Origin of the sequence: Tritonibacter sp. SIMBA_163, assembly GCF_046535935.1 — a bacterium.
Taxonomy (GTDB): domain Bacteria; phylum Pseudomonadota; class Alphaproteobacteria; order Rhodobacterales; family Rhodobacteraceae; genus Epibacterium; species Epibacterium scottomollicae.
In genome coordinates, this window is the sequence record NZ_JAWJBP010000004.1 from 1 (window position 1) to 26409 (window position 26409).

Annotated in this window: 28 protein-coding genes; 18 read left to right on the top strand and 10 right to left on the bottom strand. The window is 61.7% G+C overall.

Annotated elements, in window-relative coordinates; translation table 11 throughout:
• Positions 1 to 240: 240 nt before the first annotated feature.
• The 7 genes from R0J92_RS08835 (at position 241) to R0J92_RS08865 (ending at position 6951) form a co-directional block, all read left to right on the top strand.
• Positions 241 to 1137, top strand: coding sequence for a Mu-like prophage major head subunit gpT family protein (locus tag R0J92_RS08835; protein ID WP_411051418.1), 897 nt, complete (start codon positions 241 to 243; stop codon positions 1135 to 1137).
• A gap of 4 nt (positions 1138 to 1141) precedes the next feature.
• Complete coding sequence (locus R0J92_RS08840; RefSeq protein ID WP_411051419.1) at positions 1142 to 2080, top strand: phage protease; 939 nt, start codon at positions 1142 to 1144, stop codon at positions 2078 to 2080.
• 135 nt (positions 2081 to 2215) lie between these two features.
• Positions 2216 to 2479 (top strand): hypothetical protein, encoded by a 264-nt coding sequence (locus tag R0J92_RS08845; protein ID WP_411051420.1) that lies wholly within the window; start codon positions 2216 to 2218, stop codon positions 2477 to 2479.
• Between the two features lie 1223 nt (positions 2480 to 3702).
• Positions 3703 to 3966: a hypothetical protein gene (locus tag R0J92_RS08850; protein WP_317385670.1), complete on the top strand. Its 264-nt coding sequence runs from the start codon at positions 3703 to 3705 to the stop codon at positions 3964 to 3966.
• A gap of 149 nt (positions 3967 to 4115) precedes the next feature.
• Positions 4116 to 4970, top strand: coding sequence for a DMT family transporter (locus tag R0J92_RS08855; protein ID WP_411051591.1), 855 nt, complete (start codon positions 4116 to 4118; stop codon positions 4968 to 4970).
• A 49-nt stretch (positions 4971 to 5019) separates the two neighbouring features.
• Positions 5020 to 5790, top strand: a complete 771-nt coding sequence (locus R0J92_RS08860; protein ID WP_411051421.1) for an esterase/lipase family protein — start codon at positions 5020 to 5022, stop codon at positions 5788 to 5790.
• Positions 5791 to 5793: 3 nt separating this feature from the next.
• Positions 5794 to 6951 (top strand): alpha-D-ribose 1-methylphosphonate 5-triphosphate diphosphatase, encoded by a 1158-nt coding sequence (locus R0J92_RS08865; protein WP_411051422.1) that lies wholly within the window; start codon positions 5794 to 5796, stop codon positions 6949 to 6951.
• A gap of 184 nt (positions 6952 to 7135) precedes the next feature.
• Here R0J92_RS08865 and R0J92_RS08870 read toward each other — a convergent pair whose 3' ends face one another.
• Both R0J92_RS08870 and purE read right to left on the bottom strand, forming a co-directional pair.
• Entirely contained in the window at positions 7136 to 8233 is a 1098-nt protein-coding gene (locus R0J92_RS08870; RefSeq protein ID WP_411051423.1) for a 5-(carboxyamino)imidazole ribonucleotide synthase, read from the bottom strand.
• On the bottom strand, positions 8226 to 8714 hold the full coding sequence (gene purE, locus R0J92_RS08875; RefSeq protein ID WP_106163204.1) for a 5-(carboxyamino)imidazole ribonucleotide mutase: 489 nt from the start codon (positions 8712 to 8714) through the stop codon (positions 8226 to 8228). The genes R0J92_RS08870 and purE overlap by 8 nt, the downstream gene beginning before the upstream one ends.
• Positions 8715 to 9024: 310 nt before the next feature.
• Here purE and R0J92_RS08880 point away from each other — a divergent pair, with 310 nt between their 5' ends.
• Entirely contained in the window at positions 9025 to 10215 is a 1191-nt protein-coding gene (locus R0J92_RS08880; protein ID WP_411051424.1) for a hypothetical protein, read from the top strand.
• 97 nt (positions 10216 to 10312) lie between these two features.
• On the opposite strand, the gene R0J92_RS08885 is transcribed toward R0J92_RS08880, so the two are convergent.
• Positions 10313 to 10537 carry a YdcH family protein gene (locus R0J92_RS08885; RefSeq protein ID WP_106163205.1) on the bottom strand — a complete coding sequence of 75 codons (225 nt, stop codon included), beginning with the start codon at positions 10535 to 10537 and terminating at the stop codon, positions 10313 to 10315.
• Positions 10538 to 10732: 195 nt separating this feature from the next.
• Here R0J92_RS08885 and R0J92_RS08890 point away from each other — a divergent pair, with 195 nt between their 5' ends.
• Both R0J92_RS08890 and R0J92_RS08895 read left to right on the top strand, forming a co-directional pair.
• A complete protein-coding gene (locus R0J92_RS08890; RefSeq protein WP_207796902.1) occupies positions 10733 to 11146 on the top strand; it encodes an Hsp20 family protein in 414 nt (137 codons plus the stop codon).
• 3 nt (positions 11147 to 11149) lie between these two features.
• Positions 11150 to 11374, top strand: a complete 225-nt coding sequence (locus tag R0J92_RS08895) for a DUF1150 family protein (protein WP_106163207.1) — start codon at positions 11150 to 11152, stop codon at positions 11372 to 11374.
• Positions 11375 to 11472: 98 nt separating this feature from the next.
• On the opposite strand, the gene R0J92_RS08900 is transcribed toward R0J92_RS08895, so the two are convergent.
• A complete protein-coding gene (locus R0J92_RS08900) occupies positions 11473 to 11838 on the bottom strand; it encodes a winged helix-turn-helix transcriptional regulator (RefSeq protein ID WP_411051425.1) in 366 nt (121 codons plus the stop codon).
• Between the two features lie 296 nt (positions 11839 to 12134).
• On the opposite strand from R0J92_RS08900, the gene R0J92_RS08905 reads away from it, so the two are divergent.
• On the top strand, positions 12135 to 12605 hold the full coding sequence (locus tag R0J92_RS08905) for an ester cyclase (protein ID WP_411051426.1): 471 nt from the start codon (positions 12135 to 12137) through the stop codon (positions 12603 to 12605).
• A 92-nt stretch (positions 12606 to 12697) separates the two neighbouring features.
• Here R0J92_RS08905 and R0J92_RS08910 read toward each other — a convergent pair whose 3' ends face one another.
• Entirely contained in the window at positions 12698 to 13738 is a 1041-nt protein-coding gene (locus R0J92_RS08910; protein WP_411051427.1) for a zinc-dependent alcohol dehydrogenase family protein, read from the bottom strand.
• 140 nt (positions 13739 to 13878) lie between these two features.
• Between R0J92_RS08910 and R0J92_RS08915 the strand changes: the two genes are divergently transcribed.
• Positions 13879 to 14349, top strand: coding sequence for an Lrp/AsnC family transcriptional regulator (locus R0J92_RS08915; protein WP_106163211.1), 471 nt, complete (start codon positions 13879 to 13881; stop codon positions 14347 to 14349).
• Positions 14350 to 14365: 16 nt separating this feature from the next.
• On the opposite strand, the gene R0J92_RS08920 is transcribed toward R0J92_RS08915, so the two are convergent.
• A complete protein-coding gene (locus R0J92_RS08920; RefSeq protein WP_411051428.1) occupies positions 14366 to 15286 on the bottom strand; it encodes a LysR family transcriptional regulator in 921 nt (306 codons plus the stop codon).
• A gap of 325 nt (positions 15287 to 15611) precedes the next feature.
• On the opposite strand from R0J92_RS08920, the gene dctP reads away from it, so the two are divergent.
• The 6 genes from dctP to R0J92_RS08950 all read left to right on the top strand — a co-directional run bounded on the left by dctP (position 15612) and on the right by R0J92_RS08950 (position 21329).
• Entirely contained in the window at positions 15612 to 16613 is a 1002-nt protein-coding gene (gene dctP / locus R0J92_RS08925; protein WP_411051429.1) for a TRAP transporter substrate-binding protein DctP, read from the top strand.
• Positions 16614 to 16696: 83 nt separating this feature from the next.
• Entirely contained in the window at positions 16697 to 17260 is a 564-nt protein-coding gene (locus tag R0J92_RS08930; RefSeq protein ID WP_411051430.1) for a TRAP transporter small permease, read from the top strand.
• A 4-nt stretch (positions 17261 to 17264) separates the two neighbouring features.
• The gene (locus R0J92_RS08935) at positions 17265 to 18551 is read left to right on the top strand and encodes a TRAP transporter large permease (RefSeq protein ID WP_106163215.1); all 1287 of its coding nucleotides are present in this window, start codon (positions 17265 to 17267) and stop codon (positions 18549 to 18551) included.
• A gap of 17 nt (positions 18552 to 18568) precedes the next feature.
• Positions 18569 to 19597: a histone deacetylase family protein gene (locus R0J92_RS08940; protein ID WP_411051431.1), complete on the top strand. Its 1029-nt coding sequence runs from the start codon at positions 18569 to 18571 to the stop codon at positions 19595 to 19597.
• Positions 19598 to 19635: 38 nt separating this feature from the next.
• On the top strand, positions 19636 to 19986 hold the full coding sequence (locus R0J92_RS08945; RefSeq protein ID WP_106163217.1) for a RidA family protein: 351 nt from the start codon (positions 19636 to 19638) through the stop codon (positions 19984 to 19986).
• A gap of 98 nt (positions 19987 to 20084) precedes the next feature.
• Entirely contained in the window at positions 20085 to 21329 is a 1245-nt protein-coding gene (locus R0J92_RS08950; RefSeq protein WP_411051432.1) for an NAD(P)/FAD-dependent oxidoreductase, read from the top strand.
• A gap of 23 nt (positions 21330 to 21352) precedes the next feature.
• Here the strand turns inward: R0J92_RS08950 and R0J92_RS08955 are convergent, their stop codons facing one another.
• The 4 genes from R0J92_RS08955 to R0J92_RS08970 form a co-directional block, all read right to left on the bottom strand.
• Positions 21353 to 23773 carry a GcvT family protein gene (locus tag R0J92_RS08955; RefSeq protein ID WP_411051433.1) on the bottom strand — a complete coding sequence of 807 codons (2421 nt, stop codon included), beginning with the start codon at positions 23771 to 23773 and terminating at the stop codon, positions 21353 to 21355.
• A gap of 129 nt (positions 23774 to 23902) precedes the next feature.
• On the bottom strand, positions 23903 to 24922 hold the full coding sequence (locus R0J92_RS08960) for a GlxA family transcriptional regulator (RefSeq protein WP_411051434.1): 1020 nt from the start codon (positions 24920 to 24922) through the stop codon (positions 23903 to 23905).
• A 35-nt stretch (positions 24923 to 24957) separates the two neighbouring features.
• Positions 24958 to 25239: a hypothetical protein gene (locus R0J92_RS08965; RefSeq protein WP_106163221.1), complete on the bottom strand. Its 282-nt coding sequence runs from the start codon at positions 25237 to 25239 to the stop codon at positions 24958 to 24960.
• Positions 25236 to 26390 carry an aromatic ring-hydroxylating oxygenase subunit alpha gene (locus tag R0J92_RS08970; RefSeq protein WP_411051435.1) on the bottom strand — a complete coding sequence of 385 codons (1155 nt, stop codon included), beginning with the start codon at positions 26388 to 26390 and terminating at the stop codon, positions 25236 to 25238. The genes R0J92_RS08965 and R0J92_RS08970 overlap by 4 nt, the downstream gene beginning before the upstream one ends.
• Positions 26391 to 26409 lie beyond the last annotated feature (19 nt).

Below are 26409 nucleotides of genomic sequence, written 5' to 3' on the forward strand. Positions count from 1 at the left end.
CCACTACCGAGGCCGTGGGATAAGTCCGTCTAGGGAAAGGGGAACTCTGTCTATCAGTGGATTTGTGCAACAGAGTCCCGTCAGGCACCGAGTATTATCGGTACAATAACAGCGCGCAACGGTGCGCCATGACTTATATGCGCTGAACTATCTAAGCGAACTGCCCCGCACATCCTAGGGGTTATTTGCCATCCGGCACTTTCCTACGATTTCCGGAAACTCCCTTTTGGAAGGTTTCCGATGCTCATCAACTCCCAAACCCTTGATCTCGCCTTCCGTGGGTCCAAGACCATCTACTCCGACGCCTTTGACGCCGCTCCGTCCCACAAGGATCAAATCGCGATGACGGTCCCGAGTACGGGACGTGACGAAACCTATGGATGGTTAGGACAGTTTCCACAGCTCCGCGAATGGATAGGCCCTCGCCACGTTCACAATCTGACCGCCCACGGGTTCACGATCAAGAATCGCAAGTTTGAGAGCACGGTAGCGATCCAGCGCGACGACATGAGCGATGACAGGCTTGGCCTATTTAAGCCCAGTTTTGCCGAGATGGGCCACCTTGCCCGGCACCACCCCGAAGAACTGATTTTCGGCCTGCTGGCTTCGGGTTTTTCCAGCCTTTGCTATGATGGGCAAAACTTCTTCGATGCCGATCATCCGCAATTTGATCGCGAGGGAAACGAAGTCCACGTCAGCAATGTTCAGGCAGGAGCGGATACCCCGTGGTTCCTGCTGGATACTTCCCGCGCCGTGAAGCCGCTGATCTGGCATGAGCGCGAGGACTACCAGTTCACTGCGATGAGTGATCCGGCAAACCCCCATGTGTTCATGAACGACGAATACATCTACGGCGTTCGGGCACGGGTCAACGCGGGTTTTGGCCTGTGGCAACTCGGCTATGGCAGCAAGGGCGCTCTGACCTCGGAAAATTATGCCGCAGCGCGTTCCGCGATGATGAACTTCCGGGCTGATGGTGGCCGGATATTAGGCATCCAGCCGACCACATTGGTCGTGCCACCTTCCCTTGAGAGCGATGCTCTCAAGCTGCTGAACTCGGAGCTTGGCTCAGGTGGTGAAACAAACCAGTGGAAAGGCACCGCGAAGTTGATCGTCACGCCATTTATCAGCGAGTGACCTGATGCTGAACGAAGCAAGCGCAACATGTGAGCTATCCGGTAAGGCTCCGGATTGGGTCCATTTGTTCCCGTCTGGGCAGATGGTTGGTCGGGATGGGCGACGGTTCGCCCTGTCCGATCCGAAATCGGTCATACAGGCATTCCAACAGTCCGGCGTCGATCTGCCGATTGACTACAAACACCAGAATGACCGCAAGCCTGATGGGCATGTCGGCCCGGTTCCCGCCGCTGGATGGATCAAGGAGTTGAAAGCGGACGCAGCGGGTCTGTGGGGGCGCGTGGAATGGACCGCTCAGTCGCGCGAATTGATTGCGACCAAGGCGTATCGCTACCTCAGCCCCTCCGTCTTCTTCGAGCCGGGCAGCAAAGCCATCACCAAGCTCAAAGGTGCTGGGCTGGTTCACAATCCCAATCTTCAACTTCGTGCCCTTGCAAGCCAGGACACCGCCATGCCCGACAGTCAAAATTTCATGCAGCAACTGGCCCAAGCTCTGTACCTGCCAGCCGAAGCTGAACCCCAAGCGGTTTTTGAGGCAATTGCGACGCTCAAAGGGGAGGCCCGCGCTGAAACTGCCGCCCAGTTTCATGACCCCGCGCGCTTCGTTCCCATCGAGGCCGTTCAGGAATTGATGCAGGACCGAAACCAACAGCTTTCGACCCAAGCGGAAAGCCGGATTGCAGGCAAGGTCTCGGACGCGGTCTCGAACGGCATCATCCTGCCCCGCATGAAAGAATGGGCCACTGCGCTCTGTCATAAAGACGAGGCGGCATTTGATACCTACGTTTCCAATTCGATACCGGGGGCATGCGCCTACCTGATCAACTCAACGCCGTTGCCCAGCTATCCCGACAACGACATTGGGCAATCCACATCCAGTTCACAGGAAGCGGCTGCGATCTGCGCCCAACTGGGATTGTCACCCGACGCGCTCAATGACTGAGGTGCGCCGGTTCCCATATCCCCAATCCGAGCATGCGCTTGACCTCACCGTGGTCTGGCGTGGATCTGCCCCCTTTTCGCAGCTTGCCGGACGCCAATTGGGGGGCAACAGACCATTTTGAGGACCAGCAGGCCCATGACATTGCCTACACTTCCACTTCCAAAGCCTACCGCACAGGTGCAGCCCTATTTTGATGCCTTGGGGTCAGAACTGACGGTCCAATTTCTTCTTCAGTTCGGTGGCTCCGAACTGTTTATCCCGCAGAATCCGAAAGGGCGGTCGAGGGTCGAGAAACTGGTTGGCACTGACAATGTGCGGGCATTGGCGAATGTAGCGCATCTGTTGCAACGTCGTGTGCCACTGGCAAACGCTTGGATCTTCGCCTTTCTCCACTGGTAGGGGATGCCCGTCAATGAGATCGCCAGGACGATCCGCCGGACGGACAGAACAGTCCGCTTGTATCTCAATCAGTACAACATGTGATGAAACATCTGAGGGCGTTCTAGGGCGCAGGCGGTGGGGCCTCGCAGTCCGGTCGAGCCGGAAACCCCACATAGCGCTCCGATCCGGAGATCGTGCTACGGCCGCGAGAATATCACCGTGTCACACCTGCGAGAGTGAGTATAGAAATGTGCGCCGCTAATTCAACGTCTGAACCTTCTGCCCCATCACTGGAAGACGAAGAGCGGCTTAGATTGGCTCAAGCTCTCGATAGCGTGAAGGCCATCGAAGCCATGGTACATGTCGCGCTCTCGGATCTCGCCAACGCTCTCGAAGCGGCCCCTGAAGCTCATGTTGAAGACCCATTGCAAGGCCCATTCAAGGCGGAGTTACATCGCCGCCTTCACCGCCCTAGTCGTCCGCGCCGTATTGACGCCGACCCTGAACTGAGAGCCTTTGTCCTAAATCGGATCGACGTCATGACCTTCGAGCAACTGGCGGAAGCGATTGCCGACAGGTCCCCCCCCCCCCAGGCCGACAAGTCGGAAAGAGCGCGATTCATGACTGGTTTCACAATACGCGCCGATAATCCCATCCGAGAACTACCGAGATAGACCGGCCTCTTCCGGTATCAAACCTGCTGAAACGGCGGTATCAGGCTGAATGATTACTAACAGATTTGCGGCCGTATGCAGGGTTCCACTCGCGCGGCTTTGCAGGGGGCTCAATGTGTCTCATTCGCCACATCTGATTGTGTTGGGACAATTTAGGGCTACGCGCGCGCTGAACCCGCATGCTAGCAAGGCAATGTGTTCAAGCCAAGGTAGAAGGAGGCACGACATGACCATTGTACGCATACAGTTGCGCCTCATCGCCGGACGGATCGCTGGCTCATTTGCTGGCGCCCTCGTGCGGGGCCCACAGACACTCTGCTAACGCAGGTGCTGTTCGATATTCGGCTTGCTTGAGCTGAACGCAATTTCCACTTCATGACAGACCGCATGTCTCACGCCAACTTGGCCGTGTTTGATGCCCATTCTCCTGCAACCATGGTCGTGGTTTCGCGCCTTTGATTGCGATGGCCTGGCCGTATCCGCTGTGTTTCGGCGCATTCGGGGACGGGGTCTGTCGAACCATCAACTTATTGATCAAAGGACCGCCCGTATTGGGTGGAATGCAACATGACACCGATTGGACCTGACTTGATGTCCCCGAACCCAAGTGCCAGCCCGGCGCTTGCCCGCCTCGTTGTGGAGGAGCATTTCCGGTCGCTCAGCCTGATGCGCCGGATGGGGTTGGCCTTGCGGCTGGTCGCGCTGCGTCGCGCGCCGCCTGCCGGTACGCTGGGGGCGGGCCTGAGCGACCATATCCGCAACGATATCGGCTTACCCAGTGGATATGAGCGCGTCGAGCCGCCGCACTGGTATCCACCCCCTCTCTACTGAGCGCACCCCTGCCGGGCATCACGGTGTCTAGCAGGGGACACAATCTGGTGCAGAGATAGTGACCCCGCCGCATGCGTCTTTACCTTGACGTCATGGGGCAAGGCTGTTGTCTGGCCCTGTCCGTTTGGGACATCGAAAGGATCCCGCAGATGCGGCTGTTTGCCCTCACATGCCTTGTCATGATTGCCTTTGCCGCAAATTCCATCCTGGGTCGCTGGGCGATCGGGTCGGGGTATATGGATGCAACCGGGTTCGGATTGCTGCGTCTGGCATCCGGGGCGGCGGCGCTGTGGCTGATGTGCGCGGTGCAAGGCCAGCGCCCGGCCGAGGATCGCTGGCGCTCGATTGCGGGCGGCGCAGCCCTTACACTCTATATGGTTGGCTTTTCCGTGGCATATGCAGCCTTGGATGCAGGGCTTGGGGCGCTGATCCTGTTCGGCGTGGTGCAGGTGTCGATGTTCGGTTGGGGGATTGCGCGACGCCAGCCTGTGGCGGGCCTGCAGATCATCGGCGCCGTGATCGCACTTGCGGGGCTGGCCTATGTGGTCTGGCCCGGCGGTGACGTGCGGGCGCCGCTCTGGGCGGTTGTCTGCATGGGGGCCGGGGGGCTTGGCTGGGGGATCTACAGCCTGCTGGGCCGGGGTGCATCGTCGCCATTGGCAGCCAGTGCGGTGAATTTCCTGCTGGCGACGGGAATGATCCTGCCAGCCCTGTGGTTTCTCGGCGGCGGCACTGTGGTCACGGCATTCGGATGCCTTCTGGCGGTGATCTCAGGTGCGGTGACCTCCGGGATGGGCTATGCGCTATGGTACCGGGTGCTGCCCCAGATTCCGGGTCCGGTGGCCGCCACGGTCCAGCTGAGCGTGCCGGTCATCGCCATTCTGGCAGGCGCGGTAATTCTGGGAGAGCCCATAGGCGCGCGGTTGACCCTTGGCGCGCTTGTCGTTCTGGGCGGCATCGCGGTGGTGATCCTCTGTGCTCCGCGCAAGAGCCGCCTGCGCTGAACAGACTGGGGGCTTCCACGAAGCCGGTGCAGGGCTTATGTGCTGATCTATGCTTCGTATATCTCTCATCCTGATCTTGATCCTCTCGGCACTCTCTGCCCGCGCGCAGGAGGCGGAGACGCAAAAGGGCTGCGTCATCCTCCTGCATGGTCTGGCGCGCACGGAAACCTCCTTTTTGCTTATGGAGGAAGCGCTGAGCCAGCGTGGCTATGAGGTGGTGCGCCCAGGCTACCCCTCGACCGAGCACACGGTGGAGCGGCTGGCGGATGCGCTATTGCCGCGCGCCTTTGACGCCTGCACCCAGACCCCCGTACATCTTGTGACCCACTCCATGGGCGGCATTCTTGTGCGCCACTGGCTGTCGCACACGCGCCCCGTCACATTGGGGCGCGTGGTCATGCTCGCGCCGCCAAACCAGGGCAGCGAACTGGTAGACGAAATGGGAGATTGGGCGGTTTTTGATCTGCTGCACGGACCGGCGGGGCAGGAACTCGGCACCGGGCCTGACAGCCTGCCCAGACGTCTGCCACCAGTCGACTACCCGGTGGGTGTGATTGCCGGCAATCAGTCCCTGAACCCGGTGTTCTCCAGCATTCTTCCGGGCGATGACGATGGCAAGGTGTCTGTCGCCAGTACGCGGGTGCAGGGAATGGCGTCCCAGTTGATCCTGCCGGTGACGCATACCTACATGATGAACAATCCGCGTGTGATCGCGCAGGTGGTGCAGTTCCTGGAGACCGGTCGCTTTGAGCCTTCGCTTGGGTGGCTTGATGGGGTATTGGGCCGGGACTGGGATGGTGGTCTGAACGGAGTGGACTAGGACATGGGGACGGATGGAACGGTGGCGCTGCGGCTGGTGGGCGCTGATGTGTTGCATGACGCCGGGCTGGAGCGTCGCGGTGTCTTGAGCCTCGCCGAGGGGCTGGTGCAGGATGCATCGGACGCGCGCGAGGTCGATCTCACAGGCTATCGCATTCTGCCCGGCATCATCGATCTGCACGGCGACGGGTTCGAGCGCCATGTCGCCCCGCGCCGGGGCGCGATGAAGCAGATGGGCGAGGGGATCCGCGCCACCGAAGCGGAACTGGCAGCCAATGGCATCACCACCGGCGTGCTGGCGCAGTTTTTCTCCTGGGAGGGCGGGCTGCGTGGCCCGGACTTTGCCGCGCAGGTTTTTGCCGGCCTCGCCGAGGTGGCCGATCAGCTGGTCACCGACCTGATCCCGCAGCTGCGATTTGAAATACACCAACTCGATGCCTACTCCGACCTTCCGGCGCGCATCGCCGACTGGGGTGTGCCTTACGTGGTGTTCAACGATCACCTGCCGCATGATCGACTGGCCGAGGGCAAGAAACCGCCACGGCTGACCGGGCAGGCGCTGAAAGCCGGGCGAAACCCGGAAAAACACTTTGAAATGCTGTTGGAGCTGCACGCCCGCCGCGCCGAGGTGCCCGCTGCGCTGGATGCGCTCTGTGACACTCTGCGTGCGCAGGGGGTGCGCCTCGGCAGTCATGACGATCAGACAGAGGCAGATCGCGCTTGCTGGCGGGCGCGTGGCGCAAGGATCTCGGAGTTTCCCGAAACGGCAGAAGCGGCCGAGGCCGCGCGCACCGTAGGCGATCACATCATTCTCGGCGCGCCAAATGTGGTGCGCGGTGGCAGCCACAAGGGCAATGCGTCGGCGATCGAGTTGATCGCCATGGGGCTCTGTGACGCGCTGGCCTCCGACTACCACTATCCCAGCCCGCGGCGTGCGGCGTTGATGCTCGCAAAAACCGGTGTGTTGGCGCTGGAACAGGCATGGGCGTTGCTGGCAAGCGGACCTGCCCATGTGCTGGGTCTTTCGGATCGCGGCGTGCTCTCGGCTGGAAAGCGTGCGGACCTCGTGATCCTGGATGAGGCCGATCAGGTCGCGGCCACCCTGTCTGGCGGTCGTGTCAGCTATATGAGCGGCGCTATCGCGGCCCATTTCCTCGGCTGAGGTGAGCCGGGGTTTGCTTCATCTTTTCTGAAATACCTCGGGGGTTTGGGGGCAGAGCCCCCATTCCTGCCACACCGCTTTCGCCTGCGGCGGGCGGGGGAGCGCCGCGCGTCAGGCCCGATGGGCCCTCCTTGCGGCGCGGTCATCCGGGCCTTGGGCCCGAATGACACATGTGTCGCGGGTGTCAGTAACCTTCGCGACCTTCGGTGTGGTTGACGCGATTGAAATGACCCATCTTTCGACCCGGCTTGACCTCGGCCTTGCCATAGAGGTGGAGCGCGCAATCTGGATCCCGGGCGAGGTCGGCGATGCGCTCCACATCCTCACCGATCAGGTTCTCCATCACGACATCCGCATAGCGCGCGCCATTGCCGATGGTCCAGCCGGTGATGGCGCGGATGTGCTGCTCGAACTGGTCTATCGTGCAGCCTTCCTGGGTCCAGTGGCCGGAGTTATGCACCCGCGGTGCGATTTCATTCACCACCAGCCCGTGACCTGTCACAAAAATCTCCACCCCCAGCACGCCGACATAATCCAGTGCGTTCAGGATCGTGCCCGCCATCAACACCGCATCCATGCTCTGGTTGGTGTTGAGGTTTGCAGGCACCGTGGTGGTGCTCAGAACGCCTTCCAGATGCACATTCTCGCCCGGGTCATAACAGGCCACCTTGCCATTGAGGCTGCGCGCGGCGATCACTGAGACCTCATGGCTGAACGGCACGAACCCTTCCAGCACCGCCGGGGCACCCTGCATGGCAGCCAGCGCCGCAGGGGCTTCGCTCAGGTCGATGATGCGCATCTGGCCCTTGCCATCATAGCCGAAGCGGCGGGTCTTCAGGATCGACGGCGTGCCGACCTGCTCCAGAGCAACCTCCAAATCGGCGGCATCATTCACTTCGGCAAAGGGCGCGGTGGCCAGCCCGAGATCCTGCAGGAAGGTCTTTTCCGTCAGCCGGTCCTGCGAGACTCGCAGCGCCTCGCGGTTCGGTCGGATGGGTTTCAGCGCCTCAAGGATGTCGAGGGCAGAGGTGGGGATGTTCTCAAACTCGTAGGTGATCACATCGACGGTCTCGGCAAAGGCGCGCAGGGCGGCCTCGTCCTCGTAGCCGGCGGTGGTCACCTTGCCCGCCACATGGCCTGCGGGCGGATTGGCAGAGGGCTCAAAGATATGGGTGGTGAAGCCAAGGCGGGAGGCCGCAACCGACAGCATGCGGCCCAGCTGGCCGCCGCCGAGAATGCCGATTACGGCGCCGGGTTCGAGGATTTGGTCGAGATCAGTCATCGGTAGGCTCCTCGGGAATGGAAGCGGCAAGGGCGTCGCGCCAGGCATCGAGCCGGGCGGCAAGGGCGGCATCGCCGGTGGCGAGTATTCCGGCGGCCATCAGGCCCGCATTGGCGGCCCCGGCAGCGCCGATCGCCATGGTTGCCACTGGAAAGCCCTTGGGCATCTGCACAATGGAATAGAGGCTGTCGACGCCAGAGAGCGCGCGCGTCTGCACTGGCACGCCAACCACCGGCACACGGGTCTTGGAGGCCATCATGCCCGGCAAATGCGCAGCACCGCCGGCGCCGGCGATGATCACATGCAGCCCGCGGTCAGCGGCGGTCTTGCCGTAGTCCCACAGCCGGTCCGGCGTGCGGTGCGCGGAGACGATGCGTGTCTCATAGGCCACGCCCAGCTCGTCCAGGATGTTGGCTGCTTCCTTCATCGTGGGCCAGTCGGACTGGCTCCCCATGATGATCCCTACTTTGATGTCGGCCATGTCTCGCCTCTACAGTGGAAGGAGCGCGCACCTTAGCGAAATCACCTGAAATGGCAATGCGCTGCGGCAGCTGATTTGCTGCATCTGCAAGATGGGCGTCGCAGGGGCGCCGGGGCGGGCACTGAGAGGAGGCATCCTTGCATCGAACCGCAGCCGGCAGCCTTGAGTGGTGCGCGCTGACCTGATGCATGAAATCTGCGGGTGCCAACCTGATGTGAAGCAGAGATCGCGGTATGTTGATCTTGCAGCAAGTATGGGCGTAAGCCGTCGCTTGCGGGGCATGCCGCGCCGAAGACGAAGGGACCCAGCCATGATCCTCAATGCCGCCATTGTGTTGGTCAGCGCGCTTGTCGGGGCTGTGCTGATGCTGCCCAGGGTCGCAGGGGCGCGGATCTGGCGGGCGACGGTGACCCCGCTGGCGTCGATCATCGGCAGCGGGTTCCTGGTACTGGGACCGATCCTCGACACGCACTTCGGAATCTGGGCTCCGGCCGTCATGGCCGCACTTTGCGGGGTGGCTTATGCCTATGGCGCTGCCGTGCGCTACAATATCGCATGGCTCGACGGGACGGGAATACGCGACCAGCTGGATCTGCGGCTGGAACAGCTCGGCTCGCTGGCGCTGGCTTTTGCCTACTTCGTCTCGGTCGCCTATTACCTGAACCTTCTCGGCGCATTTGCCGTCAGCCTCACGGATCTGGGGCCGGAGCAGGGCCGGGTGGTCACCTCTGGCGTGTTCCTGCTGATCCTCCTTGTGGGCTGGACGCGGGGCTTCGGTGCGCTGGAGCGTCTGGAGGAGGTCTCGGTTGGCGTGAAGCTGGCCATTATCGCCGGGCTTCTGTTCGCGCTGGGCTGGCGTTTCGTCACGCAGGCTACGACAGGTGCGTTGGTCCTGCACATGCCCGACATCGTGGGATGGCAGGCGGTCACGCTGGTCTTTGGCCTGCTGGTCACGGTGCAGGGGTTCGAGATCTCGCGCTACATGGGCGCGGAGTATGACGCGGGCACGCGTATCCGGTCGATGCGCTACGCCCAATGGCTCTCATCGGCGATCTACATGCTCTATATCCTGTTTCTGACCTTTCTCTATCTGCCGGGGCAGGGCGAGCTGAGCGAGACATCGATCATTGCCTTTACCGCGCTGGTGGCCCCGATCTTGCCGATTCTGTTGATCGCGGCGGCCCTGAGCGCGCAGTTCTCTGCTGCCGTGGCTGATACCGGGGGGGCGGGCGGATTGGTTGCAGAAGTCAGCGGCGGTCGGGTTCCAGCCCGCGCGGTCTATGCGCTGCTGGCCGGGGCAGGGTTGACGATGACATGGGGCATGAGCGTGTTTGAAATCATCACATACGCCTCGCGGGCCTTTGCCTTCTACTACGCGCTGCAGTCGGTGCTGGCAGCCCGCCGCGCCTATGCGGCGAACGATGGGCGGCGGGCGGCCCTGTTCGCTGCGTTGTCGGCGCTGGGCATAGCGATCATGGTGTTTGGTGCGAGCGTGGAATAGGCGCGCGCTATCGGCAGGTCATTCGGGATAAGCCGCCGGGCAGTTCTGTCAGTGACAAGGCCTGTGGTGCGCCGGGACCAGGCGTCGGGACCTAGCCTCAGGCGATGATATCCGGCAGAAGACGGTCTTCGATCAGCGAGATCTTGTCCTTCAGCACAAGCTTCTGCTTCTTGAGGCGGCGGATGGTCAGCGGATCAGCCGTTGGTTTCTCCTCGAGCGCCTGAATGGCCTCATCGAGGTCTCTGTGCTCCCTACGAAAGACTTCAAGCTCCACCCGGAGGACGTCTTCGGTTGCCATCGACAGATTGGACCGCTCGTTCATTTGCGACTCTTGTTAAGGACAGTGAAACAATAACCACATTAGGCTCTCTGTGATCGCAGTGCTAGGGGCGACTGCGCATGGAAAGACGAACCTGGGACTTGTGAAACGGCAGATACATCCCATATCCTATAACATATCGGTTGCCATATTGGGACCGGAAGAAAACGTCGCTTTCGAATTAAGGACGAAAATACAGTGTCGAAACTTACCTTGGGTTCATACCCGCATATGCTGGGCTTCGAGCAGCTGGAACGCCTGCTGGAGCGTTCTGCCAAATCCGGCAATGAAGGCTATCCCCCTTATAATATCGAACAAACTTCGGACGACTCCTACCGTATCACCTTGGCGGTAGCCGGTTTCGCCGAAGCTGATCTGGCGATCACGGTCGAGGATCGGCAGTTGGTGATTCGAGGGCGTCAGAGTGATGATTCCGATGGGCGGATCTTCTTGCACCGGGGCATCGCCGCCCGCCAGTTCCAGCGCATGTTCGTGCTGGCCGATGGTGTAGAGGTGGGCGAGGCCGTGATGGAAAACGGCCTGCTTCATGTGGACTTGACCCGATCACGACCCGAGACAGTTGTACAAACGATCAATATCAAAAAGGGGTAAATCATGCAGACACCTGTAGAGATGGCTGAGACGGGCGGACGCACCGTTTACGTGAAGACGGTCGCCGTTACTGATCTGCCCAAGGATGTTCAGGCCTCTGTGCCCGGACGCAAACAGCTTTATGCGGTCCATGATGAGGCCGGCGAACAGCTGGCCCTGGTGGCCGACCGCAAGATGGCCTTTGTGCTGGCGCGCCAGCACGACTATGCGCCCGTAGCGGTTCACTGACCCTTTTGCGATGATGCCCGCCGGGCAAACGGCGCGCGAAAAATGACAGACGTGCCCCCGCATCTTGAGCAAAGGTGCGGGGTCTTTTACTTTTGGTATCAGGGATGTGGAGGGCTCACCCGGCGTCTCGATTCTACAATTGCGCGGTGATTTGTATCCGCCCATGCGATCAGGACAGCCAAGGGCTCCATGATCGAACGTCCCAGATCAGTCAGCGCATATTCAACCCGTGGCGGCACCTCCGGATAGAGCGTGCGCAGCACGAGCCCATCCTGCTCCAGCCGTTTGAGTGTCTTTGACAGCATCTGCTTTGACACATCCCCGATCTCGCGCATCAGCTCGTTGAACCGCAGCGTCTTTTCCGCCAGTGCTTCCAGCACCAGCAGGCTCCATTGATCGCCGATCCGGTCAAGGACATCCCGGATGGGGCAGGGTTGGTCAAAGGTAAAGGGCTCAGTGCTCATGTGATCGGTCCTGTGAAAGCTGGGGGAGGTCACTGAGCAGTGACCTGGTCACCATATGGTGACTTCTTGTGCGGCCCGCCCGGCGCTCCTAGCTACCGCTGTGTAGGCGAGAATTGGTCTGTCCTACATACCGGTCGTCGGCGCGTGGGAGAACCCAATAGTGAACACCCCAAAGGCTGATACCCCAGCTTTCGACCGTGCCTTCCCCTGAAAAACGCGACCTCTACGCCGATGCCCGGACACAGAGCCGCATCGGGCCGTAGCGCTATTGCATAATAACAATGATGGAGCACCACATGCAGATCCATACCTTCAAATCCACTCTGATGGCCCTCGCCATTGCCACCGTCCCTGCCTCCGCAATGGCACAGGATGCAGCGCGGGATCTGGCAGCGGAAGAGGCCAACCGCAAGCTGGTGGTCACGTTCTATGACCAGTTCTTCAATGCGCATGAGACAGAAGAGGCAGCGACGGTCGTCGCCGAGGATTACATTCAGCACAATCCCGGCGTGCCGGATGGCAAAGAACCCTTTGTGTCATTCTTTACCGGGTACTTCGCTGAAAACCCGGAATCGCAGGCCCGCATCGTGCGCAGCGCAACCGATGGCGATCTGGTCTGGCTGCATGTGCAGTCGACCAATGGCGACGCGGATCCCGGCGAGGCGGTTGTCGACATCTTTCGGGTCGAAGACGGCATGATTGTGGAGCATTGGGACGTGATCCAGACCGTTCCAAGCGAAGCGGCCAACGACAACACCATGTTCTGACGAAAGGGGCAGCGAGAGCCGGCAGGGGCAGCACCGTCAGCCGGCTCTCAGTATCGAACCGCGATGCTGCGGTCCCACCGGGGCGGCTGGCGTCAGAAACGGGTGATGACCGTCGCGCCGATCGATTGAAATTTATCCATGTTCACCAGGGCGGCGGGCGCTTCATCGAGGCTGATCTGATCGCCGATCAGCCGCTCAGGCGCGAGCTTGCCGGACTGGATCATGTCCAGCATCGCGCCATAGCGATGCGCCTGCATGCCGTGCGAGCCGAGGATTTCCAGTTCCTTGCCAATGACCTTGGCCATGGGCACCTGCGGCGCGGTATGATCACCCAACATCAGGCCCACCTGGATATGCTTGCCTCTTGGGCGCAGGTTCTGGATCGAGTTGAAGCAGGTCACCGGGTGCCCCAGCGCATCCATCGACACATGTGCCCCGCCGCGCGTCATGTCGATCACTGCGTCAGCCACATTGGCAGAGGTGGTCCCGTTGACGGTTGCCACGGCCCCAAGTGACCGGGCCAGCGCCAGCTTTTGGTCGTCTATGTCGATGGCGATCACATTTGCGCCCACCGCATTGGCGATCATCACCGCCGACAGCCCGACCCCGCCGCATCCGTGCACCGCAACCCATTGCCCGGCCCCGGCCTTGCCCTGATCGACCACGGCCCGAAACGCGGTTGCAAACCGGCAGCCAAGGCTGGCCGCGGTGGCGAAATCCATGCTTTCGGGCAGCGCGACAAGGTTCAGGTCCGCCTGATGGATGCCGACATATTGGGCAAAGGACCCCCAATGGGTGAACCCCGGTTGTTCCTGATTGTGGCACACCTGTTGATGGCCCGCATGACACTCGGAACAGGATCCGCAACCGGAGATGAAGGGAACCGTGACGCGGTCTCCGACCTGCCAGTTGGTGACGTCCTTGCCGACCGCCTCGATCACCCCGGCCAGCTCGTGTCCGGGCACATGCGGCAGGTCGATGTCGCTGTCATGCCCCATCCAGCCATGCCAATCGCTGCGGCATACCCCGGTGGCCTCAACCTTGATGACGACGCCATGGCGCGCGGGCGTCGGGTCCGCCACCGTTGCGACTTTGGGGGCTTGCCTGAATTTCTCGAACAGGACGGCTTTCATCGCAGGGATCCTTCTTGAGTAGATGCGCTTAGGCCAATCTACCTCAAAGTTAAGAAATGGCCTTGCTTTTCTTGATCGATGTGGCGGGATTCATGGGGTAATCTGCCCTGATTTCAGCGGTTGAGAGGGGATTCTGCTCAATGGATCGAATTGACAATGTGAATGCAGATCTACTGGATCTGCTTCAAACCGATGGCCGCATGAGCAACGCCAAACTGGCCGAGCATCTGTCGATGAGCGAAACCCCTTGCTGGCGACGTCTCAAGCGTCTTGAGGAAAGCGGTATCATCGAGGGCTATCAGGCCAATCTCAATCGGCGGAAGCTGGGGCTCGGGGTGATGGCCTTTGTGCAATTGAGCTGCTCGGAGCACGACCCGGACGCCACGGCGGAATTCCAGCGCATCATCGAAAACACTCCCAGCATTCTGGCCTGTCACAATACCACCGGAGCCGATGATTTCCTGCTGATCGTGGTGGCGCGCGACCTCGACGATTACAGCGTGTTTGTCGACACGACGCTGCGCCGCCTACCGGGTGTGACGAGCATTCGCTCAAACCTGTCGCTGCGAGAGATGAAGTCGTCGAACAGGCTGCCGATCCGGCCCGGCTGATCGCCCGCCCGCAGTTTCAGGCGTAGGTGCGATCTGAGAAGGGCGTTGTTTCCAGGCGTTCAATCAGGCTCTGCAGCAGTTTGTCCTCGGCGCGGTTGCGTACCGTGGCAGGGTTCCAGATCAGGTAGACATCGACCTCGGGCAGATCTTCGAGGGGCGGCACCTGCCACAGCAGCCCGTCGCGCAGATCTCGTGCCACCACATGTTTGGGCAGGGGACCGATGCCCAGGCCGGACATGATCATCCGGCGCACTTCTTCCAGGTTTTCCGACACGCCGGTCACTTGCGGCGCAAGAGCGGCCCGCGCGCGCAGCAGGGTGACGTCCTGCAGCGCATCCTGCAGGCGGTCGTTGTCAAATACCACCGCCCCGTGGCCCTTGAGGTCATCCAGCGTCAGATCCTCACGCCCGAACAGCGGATGGCGCGGGCCGCAAAACAGGCCGAAGACCTCGCGATACATCGGAATATAGCGCAGGTTCGGGTCCTGGTTGCGGACCAACGCAAGGGCAAAACTCACCCGTTTTGCGGCCACGGCGGCAATGGCATCCATGCTGGTGATCACATCAATCGACAGGCTGGCCTGTGGGTGAGCGGCATAGAAATCGCCGATCACCTCGTCAAACAGCGGGCAGATCACGTGGCTGGCGACCGCAATCCGCACATGGCCGCTGATGTCCGGTGTGACGTCGCGCATCAAGGTGGCCAACCGCAGGATGGAGCCGTTGATGTTCACCGCCTCGCCATAGAGCAGCTGACCGGCCTCGGTCAGCGCAAAGCGACCGGGGGAGCGGTCAATCAACCGTTGCCCAAGACGGTCTTCCAGTTTTTTAAGCGCAACCGAGACGCTGGGCTGTTTCAGGCGCAGGCGCTCTGCCGCTTCGGTGATGGAACCGCTTTCGGCCAGCACAACAAATGTGCGCAGAAGGTTCCAGTTCATTTCCCGTGCGAGGCGTTCAGGATCAATATGTGGAGCGCGCGCTATCATGGATGACCTCGTGGCGGGAGGGAAGTTGATTTAAAATCAACAGTATAAATGGATCTTGTCCGTGCTGTGTGCATCAGGGCATCTTTCCTCTCACCATGGCATAGATTGAAACTATGTCTAGTTTATCAATTATCTATTTGATCTATTCGGCCAGTCTCCGCACCTTTCCTGTCAATCGGCGGGGATCCCCGGCGCATCGTCAGAAGCGGCTTCAGCCGACAGATGGGCCATTCGCGGGATCCTTTTCGCCACAACAACAGGGAATGGAGTTTTTCTCATGCGTAAGTCACTTATGACCACCGCAGCCACGGCGGCTGCTTTCACCCTGTCGCTGGGCGCGGCGGAGGCTGCCGACATGCGGCTCAAACTCGCGGGTGTTGTCCCGGTTGAACACTTCGGCAATGACATCCTGAAACAGATCGAAGCCGATATCGAAGGCGCCGATGTGGGCCTTTCAGTCACGTTGTTTGAGGCGGGGCAGCTTGGCTCCGGCGAGGAGCTGTTCGAGGATGCTGCGCGCGGCAATGTCGATCTGGTGCATTCGGTGATCTATGCCCACCGCGACCCGGTGTTGGAGATCAATTCCTTGCCCTATCTGGTGTCGAGCTTTGACGAGATGGAGAACATCTACCTCAACAAGGACAGCGCCTTTAACGAGATCTTCGGCGAACGGCTTGAAGGGTTGGGGCTGAAGCTGCTGGCCAACGCACCCGAAGGGTTTATCGGCGTGGTTGCGGAAAGCCTGCCCGAAAACGCAACCACCGTGGGCGACAAGGGCGTCAACATCCGCGTTTGGTCCAGTCAGGTGATCAAGAACACCGTGGAAGCGATGGGCTTTAACGCCACCACGATGAACTGGGGAGAGGTTTTCCCGGCGATCCAGTCCGGCGTTGTGGATGGCGCGATCTGCTGCACCGCGCAACTGGCCTATAGCGCCTTTGCGACCTCTGATGTGGGCAAGTATTTCATCCCCTATGGCGCAGTGGTCGAGAACACCACCTACTACGCCTCCATGGAGACATGGGAAGAGATGAACGACGAACAGCGCGCCGCCGTGCAGACGGCGTTCGACAAGGCCGCACAGAGCTATTTTGCCGAGGCCAAGGCCAATGAAGCGGGCTACATCGATAAGCTCAAGGAAACCGGCTACGAGGTGGTTGAGGTCTCTGACGCCGAGCGCAGCGCTATTGCCGAAACCGTGCGCAAGGACGTCTGGCCGGGTATCGCAGAGATCGTCGGTCAGGATGTGATCGACCGGTTGATGGCTCCCACGAACTGATCTCCTAAACGTCAAACTGCTGTCAGCAGGCCCCGGAATGCGGGGCCTGTGTGTCCCTATGATCTCTTGACGGTGAGCGCGCCATGAAAGACCTGAGCCAGGATTTGCCGCCGGGGCTGGCCAAGCTGGTCCGCACTCTGCTGCGGCTTCAAACCATCTACATCTGCTTTGGCTGTATCGCCATGGCGCTGACCTTTTTCCTCGTGGTGGTGTTCCGATATGGCTTGAACGCCGATCTGTTCGCCTATGAGGAATGGCTGCTCATCATCTGCTTTTGGCTCTATTTTATCGCCGCCGCCATGGGCACTTGGGAGGGCGCGCATGTGAACGCCGACCTTCTGGATTTCGTGATCGTTGACCCCGCAAAACGCCGCGCCCGCGCAATCCTGATCACCGGGATCGAACTTTTGGTGACCTTGGTGCTGTTTTACTGGGCCACGGTCATGATGATCGAGGAGATCGGGGATTATCCGCGCTATCAGACCACGATCGCCTTGCAGATCCCGTTCTTTGTGCCGCGTGCGGCGATCTTTGTCGGCTTTGGTCTGATGGGGTTCTACAGCGCGCTGCGGCTTTTTGTTTTCCTGAAACTTCCGGCTGCGCGCTTCGCCGTGCCCGCCGACAGTGATAGCGCACCCGGAGCCTGAGCCCATGATTATCCTCGGCAGTCTGTTCATTCTCTGCGTGTTACTTCTGATCGGGGTCAGCGTGCCTTTGTCCTTCGGCGGCGTGCTGGTCTTTATCGGCGTCTTTGGCGGTCATGACGTGACCGGGTTCATGCCGACCGGGCATTGGAAGATGAACTCCATCGTTCTGCTCGCGATCCCGCTGTTCATCCTGGCCGGTGCCATCATGGAGCGGGGGCGTATCGCCGCACCGCTGGTCTCCGTTGCGGAGCTTTTGGTGGGACGTCTTCACGGTGGGCTGAGTGCGGCGGCGGTCTTTGCCAGCGGCATCTTCGGGTCGATCTCCGGCTCGGCGGCGGCAACGCTCACTTGCATCGGGTCGATCATGATGCCGCATCTGAAGGCGGCAAACTACCCGCGTGGCCCGGCAGCGGCGCTCATTGTGGCGGCCTGTCCACTGGGGCTGCTGATCCCGCCATCCTCGTCGCAGATCCTATACGCTTGGGTCGCGCAGCAATCGGTGCTCAAATGTTTCCTGTCGACCGTTGTGCCGGGGCTGATCCTCATTACGCTTTTGTGCATCGTGAACTATGTGCTGATGCGCAAGGCAGACCTGAAACTGCTGGAACGCCCCGCAAGCTACCCGCAGGAGTTTGTGCGGCGCGGGGGGCGCGCCTTCCCGGCGCTGTTGATGCCGATCATCATCCTTGGCGGTATCTACGGCGGCATCATGACCCCGACCGAGGCCGCAGGCGTGGCGGTGATCTATGCCATTCCCGTCGGCCTGTTCATCTATCGCGGCCTCACGCCCCAGAACATCTGGCCGACCCTGCGCTATGCGGGCACCACGATTGGCGTGGTGATGCTGATGGTCTTTGTGGTGGTGATCGTCAGCCGGTTCCTGGTGTTCGAGGACATCCCCGGCATGGCCAAGGATCTGATCTTCTCGATCTCGGACAACCCGATCGTGATCCTGCTGATGGTCAATCTGGTGATGATCCTCATCGGCATGCTGATGGATGATATCTCGGGGCTTTTGCTGTCGGCGCCGCTCTTGCTGCCCATCGTGCAGAGTGCCGGCATGGACCCGGTGCATTTTGCCGCCGTCCTTGGCGTCAATCTCGGCATGGCCAATATCACGCCGCCCACCGCGCCGCTGTTGTATTTGGGCGCCAAGGTCACCGACACGCCGGTCAGTGAGATGCTGAAGCCCACCTTCATCATGATCGCATTTGCATGGTTGCCGACACTGCTGATCACCACTTTTGTGCCGCAAGTGGCGCTGTGGTTGCCCAATTTTGTCTTTGGCTGAGGCCTGAGGAGACCGACATGAAAGCGATCTATGATCCCCGCCAGCGCGCCCATAATCCCAGCCAGTTCATGGCCTATGGGGTGATGAAGCCAAACCCGGAACAGCCCGAACGCACCGAGATCCTGCGCTCGGGCGCGGAAGCGGCAGGCTGTGCATTTGCCGCCCCAAATGACGCAGGCCTTGGCCCCATCGCTGCACTGCATTCGCCGGAATACCTGACGTTTCTACAAACGATCCATGCCCGCTGGTCCGAGATTGAGGGCGCAGGTCCGGAGGTGATTTCCCACATCAAGCCCGGTGATCGCCGCGACAGCTATCCGCGTTCTGCGCTGGGGCAGGCGGGCTATCATCAGGCTGATACCTCCTGTCCGATCAATGCCGCGACATGGGGCTCTGCCTATTGGTCGGCGCAGACCGCGATCACCGCCGCCGATCTGGTCGCGAATGGCGAACACGCGGCCTACGCGCTGTGCCGCCCGCCGGGGCATCATGCCTTTGGCGATATGGCGGGGGGCTTTTGTTTCCTCAACAACTCCGGCATCGCGGCGCAGCTGTTGCAGGATCGGGGCCTCAGACCGGCGATTTTGGATGTGGACGTGCATCATGGCAATGGCACGCAGGGACTGTTTTATGATCGCGACGATGTGCTGACGCTCTCGATCCACGCCGACCCGGCAGACTTCTATCCGTTCTTCTGGGGCCACAGCTCTGAACGCGGCGAGGGCCGGGGGCGGGGCTATAACCTCAACCTGCCGCTGCCGCGTGGCACCGATGATGCGCCGTTCCTGGCCGCGCTGCAAACCTGCCTTGACCGGGTGCAGGCCTTTGGTGCGGATGTGCTGGTCATTGCGCTGGGCCTTGATGCCTCCAAGGACGATCCGTTTCAGGGCTTTCAGGTCACCGGCGACGGGTTCTCTCGCATTGGCGAGGCGATCGCCCGCGCCGGGCTTCCGACGCTTTTTGTGCAGGAGGGCGGTTACATTTCCGACAGTCTCGGCCATAACCTCACCCGTGTGCTTGGCGGATTTACATCTGCCGCGCGCTGACAAATTTCCTTTTAATCCTCAAACTATAGAGAGCTTTCATGAGCGATATCACCTACGCCCACACCACCCAACGCATGAGCCAGATCGTCACCCATGGCGACACCATCTACCTCGCCGGTCAAGTCGGCACCGCCGGGGCCAGCGTCACCCAGCAGACGCAGGACTGCCTCGACAAGGTCGACGCGCTGCTGGCGGAGGCCGGGTCTTCCAAGGAACGCGTCCTGCAAGCCACCATCTGGCTCGCCGACATGGGCGATTTTGCCGAGATGAACGCCGTGTGGGACGCTTGGGTGCCCGAGGGCCGTGCGCCTGCGCGTGCCTGCGGTGAATCCAAACTCGCCACGCCCGAGTTCACCGTCGAGATCCTGATCATCGCCGCCAAAGGCTGATCGCTGCGGGTACGTTGCCCGACCCACGACACCAATGCGTAGGCCCGCTGAACATGGCGGGCCTGCGTGGAATTCTTTGCCTGCAGGAGCCCTCTCTCATGTCCGAAATTCTGGTTCTTGGTGGCGGAATGGTGGGCATTGCAACCGCGCTGGAGTTGCAGGCCCGCGGCCACGCGGTCACGGTTGTCGACCGCAAACCGCCGGGGCAGGAGACAAGCTATGGCAATGCGGGCCTTATTCAGGCCGAGGCGGCAGAACCCTACGCCATGCCCCGCGCGCTGCCAGAGATCCTTGATATCCTTTTGGGGCGCAGCAACGATGTGGTGTGGTCGCCGCGCGGCGTGCTGAGCCAGCTGCCCGCGCTTTGGCAGTACTATCGCTCTTCGCATCCCCGGCGGCATCAGGTGCTGTCGCAGCCCAATGCGCAGCTCATCCGCAGCGCCTGCGCTGATCACGACCGCTGGATCAAACTGGCAGGCGCGCAGGATCTGATGGCGCAGGATGGCTACCTGTCGGTGTTTCAGGAGGCAGCAGAGTTCGAGGCCATGGCCCGCGACCTCGACCGGCTGCGGCAGGCCTATGATATCGACACCGCCACCCTCAGCGGCTCGCAGGTGTGCGAGGCCGAGCCGGTGTTTCGCACGCCGCCCGCTGGGGCCATCCACTGGAAAGAGGTCTGGAGCTGCGCCGCCCCGGGCGAGTTGGTCACCCGCTACGCGGAGCTGTTCCAGAGGCAGGGCGGACAGATCCGGGTCGGCGATGCCAGCACGTTACGCCGCGTCGGCCACGCATGGCAGGTGCAGGCAGATGCGGAGCGGATCACCGGCGAACACGCCGTCATTGCGCTCGGGCCGTGGACACCGCCGCTGTTGGCTGAGCTGGGCTACCGGGTGCGGATGATCATGAAACATGGCGCGCACCGCATGTATGCCGGGACTCCAACGCTGCGCCGCCCGGTCTTTGATGCCCGCCACGGGGTTGTGCTCTGCAGCATGAAGGGCGGCTTGCGGATGACGTGCGGCGTGGCGCTGGAGGCCTCGGGCCGGGTGCCGGATGTGCGCCAGCTTGATCGCGCGGCGGAGGGACTGCCCGCCTACATGGACTTCGGCGCGGCAGAGCCGGGGCCGATCTGGCGTGGCACACGCCCCTTTTTGCCGGATATGCTGCCGATGATTGGTGCCGCCCCCCGGCATGACCATCTCTGGTTTCATTTTGGCCACGGACATCAAGGTTTTACGCTTGGCCCCACCACAGCACGTCATCTTGCCAATCTGATCGAAGGCGGTGACCGGGCGGCAGTTGCGGCACTCCTGCCAGAAAACCGCCCGGCTGTTTTGTCGTGATGGCGCCAGGATGTAACCTCTGATCAGGCGCGCAGGCGGTCGCCCTTCGGGTCAAACGGGGGCTCCGCAAGGATCACCGCCTTGTGTGGGCGGCCCAGCACCATCACCTCGACCTCGTCGCCCGCTTTTGCACCCTTTACATAGCCAAGCGCCAGCGACATGCCGACGGTGTAGCCATAGGTGCCGGAGGTCACCCGGCCGATGCCGACACCGTCCTTGAAGATCGGCTCACCACCTGTGGCATCGGCGTTGGAGGCGCTGACATCCGCCTCATTCAGATGCAGCAGTACCAGTTCCTCGCGCGCGGGCGTGGCCAGAGCGGCCTCGGCGGCGGCTTTGTTGAGGAAGTCCTTCTGCATCTTGCACAGCCGGTCCAGGCCGACCTCCTGCGGGAAGTATTCGGGGCTGTATTCCCGGCTCCAGGAGCCATAGCCCTTCTCGATGCGCATCGACATCAGGGCCCGGCCACCGACGGGGCCTGCGCCGACGTCGCGCCCGGCCTCGATCAACGTCATGTAAAGCTTTTGCTGGTCTTCTGTGGCGCAGTGCAACTCCCAGCCGAGGTCCCCGGTGAAAGACACCCGCAGCGCCAACACATTGATCCCGTCCAGCATCAGCCGCTTGCTGCGCATGAAGGGGAAATCCTCGGTGGCCAGCGACTCGTTCGTCATGCGCTGGAGCATCTCGCGCGAGCGTGGCCCGGCCACGTTGAAGCCGCAGACCTCCTGGGTCCGGCTCTCAAACGATGTGCCCGCGGGCAGGGGGACCGCGCCGAAGAACCGCTTGTGATAGCGTTCCGCCATGCCGGAGCCGATGATCCAGAACTCGTCTTCGGCGGTGCGGGTGACGGTGAAATCCCCGGCAATGCCGCCGCGTTTTGAAATCAGCGGCGTCAGGCAGGAGCGACCAACGGATTTTGGCATGGTGTTGGCAAAGACCGCGTTCAGCCAGTCTTCGGCACCGGGGCCCTTGCAGGTGTATTTGGCAAAGTTCGAGATGTCGATGATGCCCGCGCGCTCGCGCAGCATCTTGCATTCCGCGCCCACCGGCGCCCACCAGTTCTGCCGGGTGAAGCCATTGGTGTCCTCGGTGCCGGGCTGATCGGCAAACCACAAGGGGTGCTCCCAACCGGCGTTGAGGCCAAAGACCGCGCCCATCTCGCGCTGCATCTCGTAGATCGGGCGGGTGCGGGCCGGGCGGCCAGCGCTGCGTTCCTCATTCGGGAAATGGATGGCAAACCGGTGCGCATACTGATCCTGCACGCGGGCCTTGGTGAACTCCTTGGTGGCCCAGTCGTCAAACCGCGCCACGTCCCAGGCGAACATGTCGTATTGGGTCTCGCCCTCGATCATCCATTGCGCCGCCATCAGGCCCATGCCGCCGGACTGCGAGAAGCCGGGAATGATGCCGTTGCAGCAGAAATAGCCCTGCATTTCCGGCACCGGGCCGAACAGAACGTTTGAATCCGGCGACCAGATCATCGGCCCGTTGATGACGCGCTTGATGCCTGCTTCGCCCACCAGAGGCAGGCGCTCGATGGCGTTCATCATGTTTTCCTCGATGCGCTCCAGATCATCCGGGAACAGGTCATGGGCAAAATCGAGCGGCGTGCCTTCTTCGGCCCAGAACTTCATGTTCTTCTCATAGGCACCGACCAGCAGCCCGTTGCCTTCCTGGCGCAGGTAGTATTCGCCGTCGCGATCCGACACCGAGGGCAGGCGTCGGTCCATGTCCGCCACTTCCTTGATGGTCTCGGTGACAAAATACTGGTGCTCGGTGGGCTGCAAGGGCAGGTCCAGACCGGCCAGTTTGGCAACTTCGCGCCCCCAGAGGCCGGCGGCATTCACCACCCAGTCGGTGCGAATGTCGCCCTTGGGGGTCTTCACGATCCAGCTGCCGTCTTCCTGCTGTTCAGTGGCGGTGACGGGGGTGAAGCGATGGATTTCTGCGCCGCGTTGGCGGGCGCCGGTGGCATAGGCCTGTGTCACGCCCGACGGATCCACGTTGCCGCCATCGGGTTCATACATCACGCAGCGGATGCCGTCGTAATTCACCAGCGGATTGAGCTCCTGCGCCTCGGCGATGGAGATTTCGTAGAAGTTCATGCCGTAGAGCTTGGCCTTGGCGGCCTGCAGACGCAGCTGGTGCTCGCGCGCTTCGGTCTGCGCCAGGTAGAGCGAGCCGGGCTGGAACACACCACAGCCCTGGCCGGTTTCCGCTTCCAGCTCTTTATACAGCGTCATGGTGTAGTGCTGAATGCGGGAAATATTGGTGCTGTCGTGCAGCCCGTGGATATTGGCCGCCGCGTGCCAGGTGGAGCCGGAGGTCAGCTCGTCCCGCTCCAGAAGGACCACGTCGGACCAGCCGAGCTTGGTCAGGTGGTAGAGGATGGAGCATCCGATGACCCCGCCGCCGATCACGACGGCTTTGGCTTCTGTACGCATGATATTGGTGCTTTCACTGTGCTGGTGGTGAAGGTTGACTTGCGGATCAGTGTTCCACTGCGGTTGGCTGTGGGGCAACGTCGAAAATTCTCATCCCCGCATGAGGTGAAGTAAACCGAAGGCGCGCGGTCATTCCGCCGCCAGAGTGAGGGCCGGCCTCTGCGGCAAGGCATGGTCGCGCAGGGCCGCATTGGCGCGGCTGCGTTGCGGGTTGGCGCGGTCGGCCGAGGGGCTGCGCCCATAGGTGCGCCGGTAGATCGCGTTGAAGGCGCTGGCGGTCTCGTAGCCGACCGAAAAGGCGACCTCCGACAGCGGGGTCTCTGTGTGCAGTACCTTCTGGCGCGCCGCATCGAGCCGCAGCTGGCGGTAGTATGCGCCCGGCGTGGTGGCCATCTCCTGCTTGAAGATCCGTTCGAACTGCCGCAGCGACAGGCCCACCAGATCGGCAGCGTCCTGGATCAGCACCCGGTCCTCCAGATGGTCGGCAAAGAACTGCACCGCCTCGCGGATCGGGCGCGGCAGCATGTCCCTTGTCTGGTTGCGCGAATGGCCGGGCAGCAATTGCGGCGCCCCCTCGCTGCGCTGGGTGGCATGCTGGAACCGGCAGGCGACCTCCACGGCGATCTCGGTGCTGGTGTGCTGGGCGATCAGCGCCAGCATGTATTCAAACACCGCCGCCGCGCCGCTGATGCTGATGCGGCCCCGGTCCTCGCAGAACAGGGTGGGGCAGACCTTCAGCCGGGGAAAGCCTTCGCGCACCGCGTCGGCATAGGTGAAATGGACGCTGCAGCGCACACCGTCGAACAGGCCGGAGCGCGCCAGTGCAAAGATGGCGCCATTCACCGCGCCGACCTTGCCGCCCTGCCGTAGCAGGCGGCGCAAGGTGGCGTTGCTGGCGGCGGGCTGGGCAAAACCGCCGTCGGCCGCCGCAAAGGTCAGCAGCACATCGCTGCGCGACACGGTTGCCAATGCGCCCGCCGGGGTCAGGCTCAACCCGCTGCTGGACACCACCGCGCCGCCATCCTCGCTGACGGTTTGCCAGTCCAGGGCCGCGGTGCCGTTGATGTCTTCGGCCACCCGCAGCGCATCGATCGCCAGCGACAGCGGCGCCAGCGGAAAACCGGGCAGGCAGAGAAAGGTGATGGTCATCGGGGAGGCTCCAAAACTCGGGTGGAGGGACCGTATCACTCCAGCGGCCAGGCGCGGCCATAGGCCACCAGCCTGCGGTTCAATTCATGGGCGCGCGCCACTCCGGCTTCGAGCGCAAAGACGAAGGCCTGCGTCAGGAAGAAACAGGTCGCGTCCACATCGCCCTCCACCTCCTTGCTGTCGGCGGCGATGGCGTAGAGGTCGACGAGCCGTTCAAGATCATGCTGCGCATGGGCGGCGAGGATGGCCGCATGCAGGGCTGCGGCCTCCTCGGGGCGGATCGTGGCCCAGATTTCGGATGTCCACTCCTGCGTCATGTGGCGCGGCCCGTCTCGATCTGCGTGGCAACCCAATGGTGGAAGTTATGCGTCGGCCCGTCCATTGCAGGCGAGAAGCGCCCGCCGTCGAACATCGGCCCGTGACGGCCCTTCTGCATGCCCTCGACGACAAAGATGTCTTCCTCGAACACCGTCTTCCACAGCTGCGCGTTCTGGTGGCGCATATGGTCGAGACCGGCGGTCTGCTCGCCGGATTTGGCGTAGTAGATCTCGATATGCTCCACCGTGTTTTCGCAATCCTTCGGCTCCAGCACGATGGCGAATGTATGGTCCCGCTGCACGCCCAAGAGCACGTTGGGATAGACCGCCACATATTCGCCGCCGGTGTCCCATTTGTCGCTCAGGTCGTCGAAATCCGGAAACACCTCGCCCTCGGCGCCCTGCATCTGGCGATAGACCAGCGTGCCCTGACCGGAATACTTGCCGCGGGACTCGATGTTGTAGTGATCCTCCAGCCGGGAATAGCTGTTGAGCCCCGGATGCACCCAGGGCAGGTGGTAGCTTTCGCAGTAGTTCTCCACCGCCAGTTTCCAGTTTGTCTTCACCTCAAGCTGGAATGAGCTGTCGATGCCGCCGTGATAGAGCGGCTTGTCGAATTCCTGCCAGCGTTCGATCAGATCGGCGTGGACCTCCTCGAAGGGAGCGACGTTGCCGTCGATATTGACGAAGATCACGTCCTGCCAGACATGGCTGCGGAAGGTGATCAGGCCCAGCTCGTCCATCTTGACGTCTTCATGGGTGTTCTGACCCACGCCGCCCACATGCGGGGCCGCCCGCAGCTTGCCCTTCAGGCTGTAGCACCAGCTGTGATAGGGGCAGCGGATGGTGCCGCGGATGTTCTTGGGTTCGTCCACCAGGACCATGCCCCGGTGGCGGCAGGTGTTCTGATAGACATGCACGGCCCCGTCCTGATCGCGCACCAGCAAGAGCGGCACGCCGAGGAAATCCACCGGTTTGGCGTCGCCGGCCTCGGGGATGTCCTTGCCAAAGCCGATACCGGACCAATTGGCAAACAGCACCGACTGGCGTTCCTCGGCAAAGACCACCGGGTCGATATAATGGGCGTTGGGCAGACCGTTGGCCCGGTTGACCGAGGTCATCACGGACTCGAGCGAACTTGGCTTGTTCATCACACTCTCCTGCAGACTG